This window comes from Microbacterium sp. LWH3-1.2, assembly GCF_040675855.1.
Classification (GTDB): Bacteria; Actinomycetota; Actinomycetes; order Actinomycetales; family Microbacteriaceae; genus Microbacterium.
This window is the reverse complement of the sequence record NZ_JBEGIK010000001.1, coordinates 162,550-179,139: the sequence shown is the minus strand read 5'-3', so window position 1 is coordinate 179,139 and position 16,590 is coordinate 162,550. Positions and strand designations below refer to the sequence as shown.

Sequence of the window (16,590 nt, the reverse complement as noted above, 5' to 3'; positions counted from 1 at the left end):
ACGGCGCGCGTTGGCCGACTGCCTGACGTGAGTCGCTAAGACGCTACCGATGGCGCGTTGAAGCGACGAAGGCGTCGTGCTCCTCGTAGTCGGATGCGACGCCAACGAATGCGCTGCTACGGGCTGCGAACTCGAGGACCTGCTTCCGGTATGCCCGCCGCAGAGGAAGGCGAAGGTTCTCTAGGTGTGGCAACTCGAGCAGTGGAGTCAGATCCGGGTCGATCAGGCGGGTGCCGGGAAGCTCTAGTTGCCTCAACTCGTTGAGAGAGGTCACCCATCGGAGGTCTTGAAGAACGACGCTCTTGTCGGATCCTAGGTCAGCGTTTCCAAAGCAGCGCCCTCGCAGCTGCACCAGCGATCCGAGAGCGGCACCGTCGGCCTTGTGCGCTTGTGACACGAAAAGGCGCGAGAGGACCGGCAACGAAGTCAGGGGTTCCAGCGACTCCACACTCGTTGCACCGCCCAGGGCCAGTTCTTCCAACGACCTCAACGCGGAGAGTGCGGAGAGGTCGCGGTACGGTCCCCACTTCACCGCGAGCTTCCGAAGGTGCCGCTGCCCTGAGGCGGCGTCCACGAGATCCTGCGGGACTCTTGATACGAGGTCCAGGTCGACGATGTTCGTTTCGGCCGTCGACAGAAATCGCACCCAATCCTCGAACAGGGTGCGGCGGGCAGCCGAGCTTGCCTCGTGGGTCTCAAGCTGCGTCGCCTGTACCCGCACCGCAGACTGCCCGGTGTACTGGTCGACGCGCCACAGCACCTCCACCGGCACTCCCTCGACGGGCGCAGGCAACGTCTTCTTCCGGCGGAACAGGCTCACCCGCCAGAGTGTACGGAACGCGCCACGGCAGGCCGTTGCTCCCTCGTATTCGGCGCGCTCGGCGACCGATCGCGGCTGAGGCGCTCTAAGCCCGCCCGACCGGGATGCCGAGCAAGGCGAGCAACGTGAAGAGCAAGCTGATAAGGCAAAGCGTTGCGCAGGTGCTCCTCCGACGACCGGTGAATCCCCAGATGTCCCGATCGGGAAGCAGCCAGCCGATGAGTCCGACACCCGTGAGAACCAATCCTGCGATCACTCCAGGAATGACCGGCTGCACAAGGGGAGTGTAGGCGAGTCAAGATAAGAGGTGCGCGCCCCGCAGCAGGACCGGCTAGCGCACGGCGGCAACTGAGCCTTGACCGTGGCCATGGTCTGCGAGGATCGCTGTCGTGGCTGACGATTGGTTCCGGTCTCCGCTGTGGACGGAGACGGCTCGTACGGACTTCGAGTCCCGCCTTGCGCGCGCTCGCGCGCGCAACCGGGCCCAGTACCTGCGGATCAAAGGACTCGCGCTGGCTGACGCCGGGGAGATAGTCGCCGCTCGAGCACTGTGGCAACGGGTCCTGACCGACAAGGGCGAATTCGCTCATCTGGAGAGCGCCGGGGCGCTGGAACATCTCGGAGACTCCTACGCCCGCGAGGACCCAATCCGGGCTGAGCACTACTACCGCCGACTTCTCGACGAGCACCCGAGCCTGAACGGCACGACCGCGATGCAGCACGTCAAGCTCGCCGAACTCCTCATCCGGCGACGCCAAGCAGGGGATCTCCAAGAGGCGGCCGACCTCCTGACTCATTGGGCTGGCGAAGGTCGGGTCCCGTTCCCGGGCGCTCATTTCCGGTGGAACGTGGCGATGATGTCGTTGGCCGAGGCGACTGGGGATCGGCCAACGGCGCGCGACGCTGCCCGGCGCGCGCTCGACCTCGCCGGTAGTGGGCCAGTGTTTTCGCGGCACAAGGACGTCGGCGTGGTGCGCGCCGACCGCCACACAATGAAGAAACTCCGGCGAATCGCCAACTGAGCTCGGCTGCGCGTCACATCGTTCCCGTTGCCCCTCGACACCGAGGATGTCCACGAGCAACGGCGCGCTCAACGACCCTGCCGTGCCACGCGCTCCACCAGACCTGGCGGCGTGTTCGGTTCCTCGGCCAGGATGGCGTCATGCAGTTCGTCTGAGTTCTTCCTGAGGATGCGCCCGACCCGCGGCTTGAGCGCGAGCAGTTGGTGAAGTCAATGCCAATTCCAATTATCGAGTTCGCTCCGCAGGCCGCTGTGGAGTTCGCGGACTTCAGCGTGGCTACGACGAGCAGTCGCGAAAGTGGGGTTGATGAGATGTCCGTGAGCATCTCTGCGACGCTGTGGCGCAACCCGGTCGACAAGTCCGATCCGGTGAACCTCGCTGTCCTCGATGACAGCACTCGTCGATCGATTGATGAGACTCCTCCGTGGCCGCGGCCGGCTTGGCTGATCGAGCACGTCGAGCGCATGCGATACCCGATGTTGTGGGAGGCGGTTCAGACGTCCTGGCAACGCAAGGACTCCGAGCACACCACGCTCGCCGCCCGGCTGGTGCACCACGCCAACCACATCCTCATGAACCAGTTCCGCGAAGAACTTGGCCTCGGATTGCACGACGGGGACTCACCAGCCCTCACTTCCGTACGGGTTGTCCGCGGCGGCGTCGACGTCTTGATCGATGGAGCTTTGTTCTCGGGAGCGGAGATCGACACCGATCCGTTCGTCTACGCGGTGGGCGCGAGGCTACCTAGTGGCGGCACGCTCACCGCGGTCGTTCCACGCGAGCACCTGCGGTACGTCACGCTCGAGTTCGTGCAGCGACCATCCGCCTGACGGTGGCTGAGCCGCCCGTGACGGACCGCCTCGCGTGCGAGATCGGCCAGGGAGGATCAGAAGGTTAGGGGTTCGAGTCCCTTCGGGCGCGCAGTGCGTTGAAACAGTAGCCTTGAGAAAAGTCCCGGTCTTCCGGGGTGTTTCTTGTTTCTGCCGTTCAGACGGCGTCTCTGCTGCGCGGTGCATGGCGCCCATCACGTCACCCATGTGCGTGTGAGGAGAGCATCCGCGGACCGCAGGTCCGCTTCCGCAAGCAGGCCCGCGCGATCCGCCGCCACGGCACGGTCGGGTCACTGGGGAGAGGTGGGCGCTCCGCATCGGCCCCTGGGAAGACATCGGACCCATGCGCCATTGTCGCCGAGGGTCGCGAGGATCGAAGCTTCCTGGACGAGTACCGGGATGGTGTCGAGGCTGACTGGCGTCTCATTTCGTCTGACCGCTTTCGAACCGACCCGTCCGAGCGCGCGTACCAGTTCACTCCGGCCGGCATCTACCGAGCGCAGGCATCCCGAGGACGACTTGATTATTGAGACGTAATATGTATGATCAAGTGAGAGGTCGCCGAGGGGTGACACGTCGTCAACGACGCCGACTAGAAAGGGACGCGAATGCTTGCACAGCATCAGCGCGCTTCACGCTTCATCAGACTCGCTGCGGCAGTTTCCGCCGTCGCGGGAATCGTCGCCCTGGGCGGCTGCTCGTCTGGTGGGGGGGAGGTTGACTCGAAGTACGGCTTCCCGACGGTTGAGCAGGTGCCGGACAGCGAGATCACGGTGTGGGTGGATGCAACTCGCCAGCCCGCAGTCGAGGCTTTTGAGAAGGCCAACCCCGACATCGAGGTCAACATGGTCGTCGACGACGGCTCCGCGAGCGGATCCGGGACGTTCCAGACCAAGATCGGGCTCGCCGATCAAGCCGGCGAGGGGTGGCCCGATGTCGTCTTCTCCACGCAGAACAATGACGCCTCGTGGGCCTCGAAGCCGACGAATGGGGTTCAGGCGTTCGCCGCTCCTATCAACAAGGGCTTCTTCGATCAGAGCTTCCTCGACGGCTTCACTCCCGGCGCGCTTGACCCCGTGACCGTGGATGACACGGTCTGGGGCCTTCGGAACGATCTGGCGCCCGTTCTCTTCTGGTACAACAAGCCGCTTCTCGAGCAGTTCGGCTACGAGGTGCCGACGACGTGGGAGCAGTATCAGGAGCTTGGCGACAAGCTCGCTGCGGAGCACCCGGGTTACACGCTGGGATCGGTGGGGGACTCGTTCACTGGCCCCTTCGTCTACTACTGGAGTGGGTCGGCTCCGATCTTCCAGGTGGACGGCGACTCGTTCAGCTCTGACGTGCACGCGGCCGACTCCGAGAAGGTCACCGCGCTGATCGACCACATGGTCGCGAACAAGACCCTGACTCAGGACAGTGTTTTCGGGGCTGACTTCGTCGCTGACAGCAGCAAGCTTGTCGCGATACCCGGACCGGCTTGGTATGCGGGAGCCCTGTTCCAGAATCCGAACAGCATCAACGCGACCTCGGGCCAGTGGATCGCCGCGCCTCCGCTGTCCTGGGAGGGCAGCGACGAGGTGACCGGCAATGTGGGTGGCGGCGTCTGGTATGCATCGAGTCATTCGAAGAATCTCGAGGCGGTCAAGACTTTCCTGGAGTTCGTCACGACCCAGGATGGCGTTGCCGGCACCGGCGGTCTTCCCGCCTATCAGAGCGCGGCGGACACCTGGCTGAACGACCAGGCCGCCAGCGGATTCTTCGGCCCGGACTTCGCCACGAGTGTGGGCACCGCCGCGGAAAGCGTGTGGAGTGGTTGGGGATACCCGAGCTTCTCCGCCGAGACCGCATATGCGAAGGTCATCGTTCCCGCCCTTGCCGCAGGCAAGAAGATCTCCGACGTCGCCGACGAGTGGCAGAAGGAGATGGAGAACGAAGCGACCGTTCAGGGCTACTCGGTCGATTAGGACCGCGTCATCGAAAGGCCTGTGCCAACCCCATGAGTGCACTTCGTTCGAGTGCGGTTGCCGGATCCCACCGGGTCCGGCAACCCCGCGCCGCCCGCGCCGCTGCCGGCGCGGGAGCTCAAGCCCGCATCGGGCTCTTGTTCACCAGCGTCTACACGCTCTTTCTGATCGCGTTCGGCGTGCTGCCCACGCTGTACGCCGTCTTCTTGGCGTTCACACGCGACGGGGCCTTCGCCGGCGTCGACAATTTTCTCCGGGTGTTCTCGGACTACCGCTTCCTGCCTGCAGTGATGCATGTCGCTGCGTATGTCGTGGTCTGGCTCATCAGCCTGCTCGTCTTCGTTGTCCTCCTCGCGCTGGTCGTGCAGGCGATTCGAATCCGATGGGTCTCGACGAGCGTCCGGTTCCTCTACTACGTTCCTGGTGCGCTGGCAGGCGCGGCCAGCGTCATGCTGTGGCTGTTCGTGCTCGACCCGTCCGTCAGTCCCGTGGCCTGGCTGCTGCACGCGCTCGGCAGCGATTCGCTCGTTCAAACGGTCCAGCTCGACACACTCCCGATCGTTTTGGCCGTCATCGCCTTCTGGACCGGTGCCGGCGGATGGATCGTGATCATGTACGGTGCTCTGAACAACATCAGCGCCGACATTCTGGAGGCCGCGCGGATCGATGGTGCCGGAGCGTGGTCGACTGCCTGGTTCATCCAGATCCCGCTTCTGCGCAAGTGGATCTCGTACATGGCGATCCTGTCTCTCGCGGCCGGAACGCAGCTCTTCGTCGAGCCACGCGTCCTGTCGCAGGCGACTCATGGTGTGGTCCCGCAGGACTACTCCCTCAATCAACTGAGCTTTCTCTATGCGTTCAAGCAGGCCGACTTCAACGGCTCGGCGGCGATCTCGCTGCTCCTGCTCGCTGTCGCATTGTTGCTGAGCGTCTATTTCGTCTTCAGGGGTGGTCTCTTTGAGCGTGAGTGAGCTCGATACTCGAGCCGTTACAACGAAAGGTTCGTCGCAGCGAAGGGGGGGACTCCCGCGCGACGGTCGCCCGCTGAGCCCGGCTCGGTGGATGGGGCGGGCGCTGGCGATCGCCCTCCTTGCGGTGTTCGTCTCCTTCTTCGTCATCCCGCTGGTGTGGCTCGTTCTCGCGCCGACGAAGTCGTCCCGCGAGCTTCTGCTCGGAAACCCCTTCTCGGTCGGGGGTTTGCAGCAGCTGCAGGACAACTGGCAGAGCCTCATCGCCTACCAGGACGGCGTGATGTGGACGTGGCTGGGGAATTCGACCCTGTATGCCCTCAGCGCGCTCGTCATCACCCTCGTCATCAGCATCCCCGCGGGATACGCGTTGGCACTGACCGAGTTCCGCGGACGCAAGGCGCTCCTCGCGGTGACGCTGATCGTCATGCTGATTCCCAACACCGCCCTCGTCCTGCCGATCTTCCTTCAGATGAGCGCGTTGAAACTGATCGGGAATCCCCTCTCGGTGATCCTGCCGTTCTCGTTCTTCCCGTTCGGCGTCTACCTGACGTACATCTACTTCTCCACCACCGTGTCGCGCGACCTGCTCGACGCCGCGCGCATCGATGGCGCGGGCGAGTTCCGCGTCTTCGCGCAGGTCGCCATGCCGCTCGCCACCCCGGTGATCGCGCTGGTGGGGTTCTTCAGCTTCGTCGGCAACTGGAACAACTACTTCCTCCCGTTCGTGATGGTTCCTGGCCGGAAAGCTCCCGTCCAAGTGGGCATCGCGGAGCTGCTGGCCAATGTTCCGCAGTTCAACCCCACCAATGCGGCGTCCTCGACGATCGAATTGCCGACACTCGCGCTCGCGACGCTCGTCGCCATCGCGCCGGTGCTGATCATCTTCCTGTTCTCGCAGAGATTCCTGGTCACGGGCATGACGGCGGGCGGAACGAAAGAGTGAGCACCGTACGATACGCCATGGCCTGCCGGCTCCGTCCGGACAAGCGCGCGGAGTATCTCCGCCTGCATTCCGATGTCTGGCCGGGTGTCGAGGAGATGATCTCACGCTGCGGGATTCGCAACTTCACGATCTTCATCCGCGGCGACGTGCTCTTCGGGTACTACGAATACGTGGGTGATGACTGGGACGCGGACCAGGCCCGAATGGCGGCGGACCCCGTGACGCGGGAGTGGTGGTCCCACACCGACCCATGCCAGATCGGCTTCGACTCCGACGCTGCGGATGGCGACCGTTGGCAGGCGCTTGACGAAGTGTGGCACCAGGACTGAGCCACAGCGTCCCGCCCGGCCAGGTGGGACGTTATCGGGCGGGCGGGCGTCGCCGCGACCAGGCCCGGGTGATGTGAGTGCTCATCTCCTCGGCTGCCTTGTCGCCATCGCCTGCGATCACGGCCTCCATGATCGCCCGGTGCTCCTCGAGCGTCAGCCGAACGGCATCCACGTCCTGCGTGCCCGTGAAGCGTGTGCTCTCACGGGCACGCGCGAAGAGGATCCGCGTGATGTTCGCGGCGAGACGATTTCCGGACTGCTCCATGATCATGTCGTGGAAGGCGGCATCCGCGTCGAGATAGGCGTCCATGTCACGCAGGGCCGACTCGCCCGCTTCGTACATGCGGAGCAGGTCGTTGCTCGACTCGGTCGTCTGTGCCGCGGCCGCGGCCGCCGCCATCGACCCCTCGAGGCTGGCCCGAACCACGGCCAGCTCGTCGAGGATCTCGAGTGACTCGTCGTTGTCGACAAGCGCGGAGAGAACGTCAGGATCGAGCACGTTCCAACGCGACGGCGAGTTCACGATCGTGCCCCGCCCTTGACTGACCGTGACCAGGCCCTTCTCCTCGAGACGCTTCACCGACTCGCGGATCACCGTCCGGCTGACAGCGAACTGCTGAATGAGCACACTCTCGGGAGGCAGTGCATCCCCGGGTCGCACCGAACCCGTCACCACTGCCGTAACTAGGTCCTTGACGACGGCGATGCCCAACCTTGCCGCCGGCACTCGTCCCGCCCCACTGGCCAGCAGAACCTGGCCATTGCCCCGCTCGGCCCCGATCTGGTCAGACATACGACCAGTTTACGCACCCGGCACCAGCGGGCCGGCGATGGTTCGATCGGGCGGCGGTTGCGTTGCGAGTCCGAGCCCTGCCCGTTCCGGTCGCACGTGCGGGCCGGACGCCACGAGGCGCTGCGCGTCCAGAGCGCTTCCCGCCGCGTCGCGGATGGCCGACTCGTCAATGGTGACGCCGACTCCGGGCTCGTCGCCGAGGACGATACCGCCGTCGGCGTACGTCTGATCGATCGTCATCCCGAACGGCGTACCAAGGTCCTGCACTTCGGCAGCCAGGTGGTTGGGTACGGTCGCGGCGGCATGAGCGACAGCGACGTTCGCGGTGAGCCCCACCGGGCTGATCGGCAGGTCGCGGCTATGGGCGGCGTAAGCGACGCGGAGAAAATGACTGATACCCCAGACGCTTCCCGTCTGAACGACGTCGACCGCGTGGTGCTCGAACAACGCTGAATACTGCTCGAGCCCCGTGAGGTTCTCGCCGGTGGCCACGGCCGCCTTCACGGACCTGCTGAGACGCGCATGGCCGATCGCATCCCACCGACGGAGAGGTTCTTCGATCCACGCGAGATCGTGGACCGCCTCGACGGCAGACACGTAACGGACCGCTTGCTTCAGATTCCAGGACTCGTTGGCATCGAGCATCAGGGTCGGGTGCGCGCTGTTGCGCGACAGTGCTCCGCGAATGATATCCAGCCGCTCGATATCTCCCTCGAGGTCCAAGCCGCCCTTGAGCTTGCCGCTCACGAAGCCACGTTCGGCCATCCCGTCATAGAAGCGAGCCAGCCGCTCGTTGTCGAGGGCGATGTCCAAACCGGAGGAGTAACCGGCCACGAAACGGTCGCGTGCCCCGAGGAGCCGCCAGAGCGGCTCTCCGAGAGCCTTGCTCTTGATGTCCCACAGCGCCATGTCGAGCGCGCCGATTCCTCCGAAGGTCGCGCCGCCGTGCCCGGCTTTGAACACGCGGGCGAGCATGCGCTCGTACAGCGCCGTCACCGCGCGGGGGTCCTCTCCCTCGATGGCCGGAAAGAGACGGTCGATGTCGTGATGCGATCCCATCCCGACACCGATGACGCCCACATCAGTCTCCAGGATGACGATGGGAACGTCCGTCACGCCGGAGGCGAAGTAGCCGTTGACGTCGCCGATCGGACGCCCCCAGTCGTGGAAGGTGTTGAGGAGGCGGTAGCCCGTGATCTTCATCAATCGCCCTTGGCTAAGCGGCCGACGTGAACCTCGACCGAATGATTCTCCAATTCAGCATACATCACACGTAATATGAGACGCTACCTCCTGACAGGCTCGCTCGCCACGACGGGCACGGAGATCAGTCCCAACGTCTCCCCGAGAGTGACCAGTCCAGTCACGACTCACTCCTTGATGTCGCCAGGGCGGCGGCGGTCGCACTGAGCCGTTCGATCGCCGGCCAATCGCCGCATTGAATCATGCGACGCGTTGCCATCCAGCTGCCGCTGACGGCGGGGACGGCCGCATCGCGGAGGTAGCCGGCCGCGGTTTCGGCGTCGACGCCGCCACTGGGGATGAAACGGACGTCGGGGAAGGGGCCGGCGAGAGCGCGGATGGTCGCCAACCCGCCCAGTCGATCTGCGGGGAAGAACTTCACCGTGTTGAGGCCGAGCCGCACTGCCGCCTGCACCTCGGTCGCCGTCGCCACCCCCGGGAGCACGCCGACACCGATCTTGCGCGCGACGGAGATGAGATCGGGATCGAGGCCCGGGCTCACGATGAATTGTGCTCCCGCGGCAACCGCCTCGTGGAGCTGGGTGACGGACACCACCGTGCCCGCGCCGACCACGAACCCCGTCTCTTCTCGCATTGCGGCGATGGCATCGAGCCCGGCGGACGTGCGGAGCGTGACTTCCGCGCAGCCGATCCCAGCGGTCGCGAGCACGTGAGCGGTCGGACCCGCCTGCATCGCGTCATCGACCACCAGCAACGGAACGATCAGGTGGCCGGCCAGGGGCCCGAGTTGATTGGCTGCCCGTTGGTCCGCGGCGATCATGGCAATCGGCCGTCGATCCGTGCTCATCGTCCCAGCCAGCCGCCGTCGACCGGCAGCACGACGCCGCTGACATCGTCCGAGGCGGGCGACGCGAGAAACACCGTCGCTCCACCGAGGTCGCTCGCGACCCCCCAGCGTCCTGCCGGGATGCGATCCAGGATGCTGCGCGACCTGTCCGGATCGTAGCCCCGGATGAGCATCACGCGCCCGATGAGTTGACTGAGCACGAACGGACTCGACAGATCCACCTGAATCACTTCGTCCCACCAGTCCAGCGGGGCCCCGCCGCTGGGGCCCACGGGATCGTCCCGGCATTGTTGATGAGGATGTCCACCTCGCGTGCCGCGAGCTCAGCCGCGAGGTCGGCAACGGCCTCACGATCCGAGCAGTCCCCGAGACCGGAACGTCGGACATCATGCACCGCGACCGCGACCGGCTCCGCCAGTGCCGCGTGTCGGAGGGGGAGTCCGTCGGGCACGCGTACGAGCCACTCCTCGGGCACCGTCCGCAGCTCCTGCAGCGACCCGGTATAAGCGACGGCGATACGAACCTCCCCGGTGCCGGGGGCGACGGGATCGGCTTCGCTGGGAACGACCGACCGCTCGCCGCGGTACACCGCAGCTCGCATAACGACTCCAATTCATATGATGTAATATCAATGCTGATTCAAGGAGGATACGCCATCGACGCACGAACACCAGCCAGAGGGCGGGCACTCACAGAGATCGGACTCGGCACGTCGCTGTTCGGCAACCTCTATCGCGAGACGACCGATGAACAGGTCGGCGCGGCAGCAGATCGCGCGTGGCGGGGCGGGGTGCGATACTTCGATACCGCTCCGCACTACGGCCTGGGATTGGCAGAGCAGCGGCTCGGTTCCCTTCTGCGCGCGCACCCACGGGAGGAGTACGTCCTCTCTACGAAGGTGGGGCGCATTCTGGTGCCGACGCCGGAGAACGCGCGCCTGCGAGACGACGGCGGGTTCGCCGTTCCGGCGGCCTATCGACGCGAATGGGACTTCAGCCGTGACGGCATCCTGCGCTCGGTCGATGCAAGCCTGGCGCGGCTCGGCTTGGACGGCGTGGACATTCTCTACCTGCATGATCCCGACGAGCACTGGGATGCCGCGTCGACAACCGGGATCGATGCACTCATCGAGCTGCGCGAGCAGGGAGTCGTGCAGGCTATCGGGGCGGGGATGAATCAGTCGCGCATGCTCGCGGAGTTCGTGCGCCGTGCCGACGTCGACATCGTCATGCTGGCAGGCCGCTACACCCTTCTGGATCAGTCTGCACTCGATGATCTGCTGCCTCTCGCACGAGAACGAGGAGTGAGCGTGGTCGCGGCCGGTGTGTACAACTCGGGCGTGCTCAGCCGGCCCGACGTTTCCGACGATGCCCACTTCGACTACGGTGCCGCGCCCCGCGAGATGATCGAACAAGCTCGGCGAATCGCAGCTGTGTGCCGCGATCATGGTGTGACTCTCGCCGACGCGGCAGTGCAGTTCCCCCTGCGCCACCCCGCCATCGTCTCCGCAGTGCTCGGAGCCCGCGACGGCGGCCAGGTGGCGGACGGGCTCGAGAGGTATGCGGTGCACATCCCTGAAGAGCTCTGGTTCGAGCTCGAGGATGCCGGGCTGGTAAAGCCGACCGGGTGATCGTCGTGACCCATCTGCACCTTCTGACAGGGGAGTGGTGCTCGTTGCGAGTGGCTGACGCCCGGTCCGGCAGCAGCTCGCTGCAGCGGGCCCGCGTCCGTCTACAGGATGGACATGGCGGGATCCGAAGCGGTGTGAAGGTGGGAGGCGGCGGAAGGCCGCTCGCATCCGCCCGGGCCTGTCTCCCGGGGGCGAACGAGCCAGCCATTCATCAGATGCGTGCCTCCGAGCGTTGGTGTGCGGAGGAGTCCGAAGCGGATCGAACCGGCGACGCGGAATCACCGGATGCCCACGGTCCTCTGGCATTCGACGATGTCGCACCAGGGACAATCGTGATCGCCGTCCTTGCCTGGGGCCCGCAATGAATCATATGATGTCTGATTAATTGGCGATGCCGTCTCAGCGACGAGGTGAGACGCGAACTCCGAAAGGTGACCTCATGCTCAGTGTCGAGCGCTCTGGATCCGGCTGGCGTGCGTGGCGTTTGAAGGCGCTCGTGGCGGCCTTGGTCGTCGGCTCCGGCGTCGCGGCCGTACCGATCACCACCCAGTCCGCCTCAGCGGCCGGTACCGCCCTGTACGTCGCACCGAACGGCGATGATTCGGCCGACGGCTCCATCGGCGCGCCGTTTCGCACCATCGAGCACGCACGCGATGTCGTGCGCACGATGAACAGCGGTATGACCGACGACATCACCGTCTTTCTGCGCGGCGGGACGTATCCGGTCAGCGACACCATAAGGTTCGGCGCGCAGGACTCGGGTAACAACGGCCACCGGGTGATCTACTCGGCCTACGCGAACGAAGTCCCCGTGCTGGACGCCGGTGTGCCGGTGACGGGCTGGACCCCGCACGACGGCAACATCTGGGTCGCGCCGCTGGAGCGCGCGGACAAGCTGCGTGCCCTCTACGTCGACGGATCCCGTGCGTTCATGGCGAGCAAGACGGTGCAGTCGGCCGGATGCTACGGAACGTACTCCGTGACCGCGGGGCAGGCGCCGTGGGCCTGGGAGTCCGGCTCGAAATGCGACGGGTCCTCCTACGCCCTCGGCGACGTGCCGGCGATCCCGCGGAACGCGGGGGACATGGAGCTGACCACCCAGACGACGTGGTCGACGGCGATCACCGGCATCCGCGGCGTGACGACCTCACCCGACGGGACGAAGCGCGTCGCACTCTTCCAGCAGCCCGGGGCCGCGATCGCTCAGGCTGCCGCCTACGCGCCTCTGCAGGCCACCGGCACGCACGTTCTCTCGAACGCCTACGAGTTCCTCGACCAGCCGGGCGAGTTCTTCTTCGACCGCGAAGCCCAGAAGGTGTACCTGTACCCCCTTGCCGGCACCGACCCGTCGACGGCCTCGATCTCTGCTCCGAACAGTGTGGAGACGGTCCTCGACATCTCCGGGACCGACCGGGCGAATCGCATCCACGACGTCACCTTCAGCGGCATCACCGTCCGCCACTCCGACTGGAACCTGACCCAGATCGACGGATCGTCGTTCAAGCAGACCCAACAGGGCAACACCGTCAACCTGGCCTTCACCAAGCAGAACTTCCACGTCTACACCTACCGCAACATCCAGGTGCAGCCCGGAGCAGTCGAGGTCAACAGCGCGGCCGACATCGAGTTCATCCGCAACCGTGTCGAGCATGCGGGGGCCGACGGCATCCAGTTCGTCAACGACGTCGTCGATTCCCGGATCGAGGGCAATGTCACCAATGACGTCGGGGGCAGCGCGCTCAACATCGGCGACCCTCAGCACGTGTATATCGGCGACGGCACCTCGAGCAACCGCGAGCACTACGCGCCCAGCGTCGAGGGCGCCCCGACGAACATCTCGGTGCGCAACAACTACTTCTACGACAGCGCCGTACTGTTCTGGGGATCCGCGGCGATCGCGGGGTACTTCCTGGACACCGTCGCCTTCGAGAACAACCGCATCGAGAAGACCTCCTGGGCGGGAATCTCCCTGGGCTGGGGCTGGCACAACTTCGACGGAGGCACGGGGTCGGTCAACCCGGGCAACCCGACGACCGTGGCGCGCAGCAACAGCATCCAACGCAACGACATCTTCGACACGATGCGGTTCCTGAGCGACTCCGGCCCCATCTACACGCTCGGCAGCCAGCCCGGGACAGTGATCGACGACAATTACGCTCGCGGCATCCGACCAGGGCACACGTACGGCCTGCACCCCGACGAAGGGTCGGCCTTCATCGGCTACGACAACAACGTCATCGAAGCCGATCCTGGCATCAAGTACGTCATCAACTCGGGGACATGGGGCGCCCAGCACGATCTGCAGATCCACAACACCTGGGGGCCGACCGGCACGATCTATAACCGGAACGTCCCCAACAGCGTCATCGACCCGATCCGCGTCGTCCCTGACATGGTGTGGCCGCTCCAGGCCTACGCCGTCGCCGCCGGAGCCGGCGTGCAGTCGCCATACCGCGACATCCTCGCCTCGGTCGGGAAGAGCGCGGACTTCGCTCTGCCGGCCAGTGTCCTGGCACCCGAGGGGATGCCGTCGCTTGCCGTGCGCGGGATAGGCGACGCGACTCGGACGATGTGGCTGGCACCCGCGGGCACGACGTCGTTCGCGCCATCGGCCACGATGACCTCGGCGGCCGGTGACGCCACCCGGATCCCGATGCCGTCGACCAACGGCAGCTACAAGCTCTACATCGTCGACGCCGACGGGACCGTCTCGGGCCCCTCGAGCGCGACGGTCGTGCGCACGCCCCCGCGCGCGGTCAACCAGACGCTCACCCAGGTCACCGCTGGCAAGTGCCTCGACCTGCCTGGCGCCACCAAGCTGAACGGAGCCCTGCCCGCGCTGTATACGTGCAGCGGTGCGGTGAACCAGCTGTTCACCCTCACCCTGCAGTCGGAGATCAGCGTGTACGGCAACAAGTGCCTGGACGCCGCGAGCGGCGGGACGACTCCGGGGACCGCGGTCGTCATCTGGGACTGCAATGGAGCCGCGAGCCAGAAGTGGGTCCTCAACGCCGACGGCACGATCAAGGCGACGTCGTCGGGTCTGTGCTTGGCGACGGTCAACGGCGGCACGGCCAACGGGACGCGCGTCCAGCTGGCCACCTGCTCGTCGACGGCGTCGGCCCAGAAGTGGAAGTTCCCGCCGTCGCCCGACACGGTCTGGACCGATACGGTGGCGCCGGTGGTGTCGGCGAGTACGTTGCCGGTGGTGGCGGATGGTGCGGGTGGTTGGTTTGTGTCGCCGGTGTCGGTGAGTGTGTCGGCGTCGGATGCGGATTCGGCTGTGGCGAGTGTGGAGTATCGGTTGGGTGAGGGGGCGTGGAGTGCGTACTCTTCGCCGGTGTCGATCCCGGAGGGTGCGACGACGTTCAGTTATCGCGCGACTGATGAGGCGGGCAATGTGTCGGAGGTGGGGCAGTTGCCGGTCACGGTGGACACGGTTGCGCCGGTGACTTCGGCGGTGGTGTCGCCGGGTTCGGGGGCTGTGCTGGCGGGGTCGGCGGTGTCGGCGACGTTCTCGGCGTCGGATGAGACGTCGGGTGTGGCGTTGACGGAGTATTCGACGGATGGTGGAGCGAGCTGGGTTGCGGCGACGGCGGCGGGTGTGTCGTTCACGGAGGTGGGCGCGTATGTCGTGAAGTTCCGGTCGGTGGATGCGGCGGGCAATGTGGAGGAGGCTCGGGAGGTGACCCTCAGTGTTGTTCAGCCGCGGACCTTCAGGGGTTTTTATGCTCCGGTGGATATGGCGGGTGTGGTGAATGTGGTCAAGGGCGGTTCGACGGTTCCGTTGAAGTTCGAGCTGTTCTTCGGTGAGGAGGAGCTGACGTCGACGACGGCGATCGAGTCGTTGCGGACGGTGCAGCATTCGTGTGATCCGGCGGCGCCGTCCGATGAGATCGAGTCGCTTGTTGCGGGTGGTACGTCGTTGAGTTACGACGTAGAGGCGGGGCAGTTCCAGTACAACTGGAAGACTTCGAAGGGGACTACCGGGTGCTTCGACGTGATCGTGCGCAGCACGGACGGGGTCGAGCTGAAGGCGCAGTTCCGTTTGAAGTAGACCGCACGGGCATCCAGCGTGGGCCGGCCGGGACACCCGGCCGGCCCACCAGGGCTTCCGTCGGGCGGGCGACCCATCACGAGACGGGTCACCATGACCATTCACCCCTGCAGCCGGGCGGTGGCTTCGCATGCGATGACCTCGGCGGGTTCACCGTTGTGGAGGTGGCGGACGACGCGGCGGCGCGCTACCGGGCAGGACGACTGGCGGTCGCGCTGGACTGGCCCAGGAGGTGCACCGATTCCCGTCGGATCTCGCCGAGATCATCGAACGGCAATCCTCTGCGACTGAGTGAAATGGGTCGATCGCTGTTGTCAGGGACGGGCGCCGGATGCTGCTGGAATACCGATCTCGTCCAACCAATCGGAAAGAAGCGCTGCGATGAGACGCGGGCGCTCGTGTGGAAGTGCATGCCCGGCGTCCCCGGCGGTGACGACGGTGGCGCGCGGATACCTGTCGCCGAGGTCTTGTTGCCGTTCCCAACCGACCCAGTGATCGTGTCGGCCCGAGACCACCAGTACGGGAGCTTCTACAGCCACCGTGTCCGGATCGGCGGCATGCGGACCGGCAGTGATCGCCGTCTCCAGCGTTCGTTCGTCGACCTCCCCGATGGCGGGGGCCACCGCGTGACGGAACCGCTCCAGGGTTTCCGCTGTTCGAACGACGAAGTATCCCTCGTACTCCGCTCGCTGAGCGCGATCGAGTGAGGTGGACACGAGATCGTCTCGAACCACCGTCGGCGGGGGTGTGCTTTGCTCCCCGGGCATGGCCGGGCAGATCAGTGCGAGACCGGCTACCCGGTCGGGATGCCGTGCCGCGATCGCGCGGGCGAAGTGTCCACCGAACGAATGCCCGAGCACGAGAAATCTCCCACTCGGCGCCTCCCGTCGAAGGAGACGGTCGACGAGGTCCAGCACGGCATCCGGTCGCCGAACTCCTGATGAGGGGCGGGAATCGCCGTGTCCCGGCAAGTCGATGTACACCCGACGCACCGGACGCGCCCCGATCATCGGTTCAAGGAAACCCCGCACCTCGCCCCGTGCCGAGTACGCGCCGTGAACAGCGATGAGGGGGATGCCGGAACCGACAGCGTCGTAGGCCAGCGACGCCGTCTCGCTCTCCTGAACTCTCCGCGTCATGTCCCCATGATGGCCAGGTGCAGCGCTGAGTTCGACGGAGCC

At 65.6% G+C, this 16,590-nt stretch carries 15 protein-coding genes; 8 read left to right on the top strand and 7 right to left on the bottom strand.

Translation table 11 applies throughout. The features are described from left to right. Nucleotides 1-43: 43 nt before the first annotated feature. On the bottom strand, nucleotides 44-820 hold the full coding sequence (locus MRBLWH3_RS00870; RefSeq protein WP_363427788.1) for a hypothetical protein: 777 nt from the start codon (nucleotides 818-820) through the stop codon (nucleotides 44-46). Nucleotides 821-1,209: 389 nt separating this feature from the next. On the opposite strand from MRBLWH3_RS00870, the gene MRBLWH3_RS00865 reads away from it, so the two are divergent. The 6 genes from MRBLWH3_RS00865 to MRBLWH3_RS00840 all read left to right on the top strand — a co-directional run bounded on the left by MRBLWH3_RS00865 (nucleotide 1,210) and on the right by MRBLWH3_RS00840 (nucleotide 6,879). Then, the gene (locus MRBLWH3_RS00865) at nucleotides 1,210-1,842 is read left to right on the top strand and encodes a hypothetical protein (protein ID WP_363427786.1); all 633 of its coding nucleotides are present in this window, start codon (nucleotides 1,210-1,212) and stop codon (nucleotides 1,840-1,842) included. Between the two features lie 317 nt (nucleotides 1,843-2,159). Further along, nucleotides 2,160-2,672, top strand: a complete 513-nt coding sequence (locus MRBLWH3_RS00860; RefSeq protein ID WP_363427784.1) for a hypothetical protein — start codon at nucleotides 2,160-2,162, stop codon at nucleotides 2,670-2,672. Between the two features lie 608 nt (nucleotides 2,673-3,280). Next, entirely contained in the window at nucleotides 3,281-4,636 is a 1,356-nt protein-coding gene (locus MRBLWH3_RS00855; protein WP_363427782.1) for an ABC transporter substrate-binding protein, read from the top strand. A 32-nt stretch (nucleotides 4,637-4,668) separates the two neighbouring features. Beyond that, a complete protein-coding gene (locus MRBLWH3_RS00850) occupies nucleotides 4,669-5,607 on the top strand; it encodes a carbohydrate ABC transporter permease (protein WP_363427780.1) in 939 nt (312 codons plus the stop codon). 91 nt (nucleotides 5,608-5,698) lie between these two features. Continuing rightward, nucleotides 5,699-6,550 (top strand): carbohydrate ABC transporter permease, encoded by an 852-nt coding sequence (locus MRBLWH3_RS00845; protein WP_363427778.1) that lies wholly within the window; start codon nucleotides 5,699-5,701, stop codon nucleotides 6,548-6,550. Then, a complete protein-coding gene (locus MRBLWH3_RS00840; RefSeq protein ID WP_363427777.1) occupies nucleotides 6,547-6,879 on the top strand; it encodes an L-rhamnose mutarotase in 333 nt (110 codons plus the stop codon). Before MRBLWH3_RS00845 ends, MRBLWH3_RS00840 begins: the two co-directional genes overlap by 4 nt. Before the next feature lie 31 nt (nucleotides 6,880-6,910). Here the strand turns inward: MRBLWH3_RS00840 and MRBLWH3_RS00835 are convergent, their stop codons facing one another. From MRBLWH3_RS00835 to MRBLWH3_RS00815, 5 genes are all read right to left on the bottom strand, one after another. Continuing rightward, nucleotides 6,911-7,672: a FadR/GntR family transcriptional regulator gene (locus tag MRBLWH3_RS00835; RefSeq protein ID WP_363427776.1), complete on the bottom strand. Its 762-nt coding sequence runs from the start codon at nucleotides 7,670-7,672 to the stop codon at nucleotides 6,911-6,913. A 9-nt stretch (nucleotides 7,673-7,681) separates the two neighbouring features. Then, nucleotides 7,682-8,875 carry a mandelate racemase/muconate lactonizing enzyme family protein gene (locus MRBLWH3_RS00830; protein WP_363427774.1) on the bottom strand — a complete coding sequence of 398 codons (1,194 nt, stop codon included), beginning with the start codon at nucleotides 8,873-8,875 and terminating at the stop codon, nucleotides 7,682-7,684. 160 nt (nucleotides 8,876-9,035) lie between these two features. After that, nucleotides 9,036-9,722, bottom strand: a complete 687-nt coding sequence (locus tag MRBLWH3_RS00825; protein ID WP_363427772.1) for a bifunctional 4-hydroxy-2-oxoglutarate aldolase/2-dehydro-3-deoxy-phosphogluconate aldolase — start codon at nucleotides 9,720-9,722, stop codon at nucleotides 9,036-9,038. Then, the gene (locus tag MRBLWH3_RS00820; protein ID WP_363427770.1) at nucleotides 9,719-9,922 is read right to left on the bottom strand and encodes an SDR family oxidoreductase; all 204 of its coding nucleotides are present in this window, start codon (nucleotides 9,920-9,922) and stop codon (nucleotides 9,719-9,721) included. Before MRBLWH3_RS00820 ends, MRBLWH3_RS00825 begins: the two co-directional genes overlap by 4 nt. 26 nt (nucleotides 9,923-9,948) lie before the next feature. Beyond that, nucleotides 9,949-10,323, bottom strand: a complete 375-nt coding sequence (locus MRBLWH3_RS00815; protein WP_363427768.1) for a hypothetical protein — start codon at nucleotides 10,321-10,323, stop codon at nucleotides 9,949-9,951. Between the two features lie 30 nt (nucleotides 10,324-10,353). Here MRBLWH3_RS00815 and MRBLWH3_RS00810 point away from each other — a divergent pair, with 30 nt between their 5' ends. After that, on the top strand, nucleotides 10,354-11,352 hold the full coding sequence (locus MRBLWH3_RS00810) for an aldo/keto reductase (protein ID WP_363427766.1): 999 nt from the start codon (nucleotides 10,354-10,356) through the stop codon (nucleotides 11,350-11,352). A gap of 439 nt (nucleotides 11,353-11,791) precedes the next feature. Further along, entirely contained in the window at nucleotides 11,792-15,409 is a 3,618-nt protein-coding gene (locus MRBLWH3_RS00805; protein WP_363427764.1) for an OmpL47-type beta-barrel domain-containing protein, read from the top strand. A gap of 314 nt (nucleotides 15,410-15,723) precedes the next feature. Here MRBLWH3_RS00805 and MRBLWH3_RS00800 read toward each other — a convergent pair whose 3' ends face one another. Then, nucleotides 15,724-16,548, bottom strand: coding sequence for an alpha/beta fold hydrolase (locus tag MRBLWH3_RS00800; RefSeq protein WP_363427762.1), 825 nt, complete (start codon nucleotides 16,546-16,548; stop codon nucleotides 15,724-15,726). Nucleotides 16,549-16,590 lie beyond the last annotated feature (42 nt).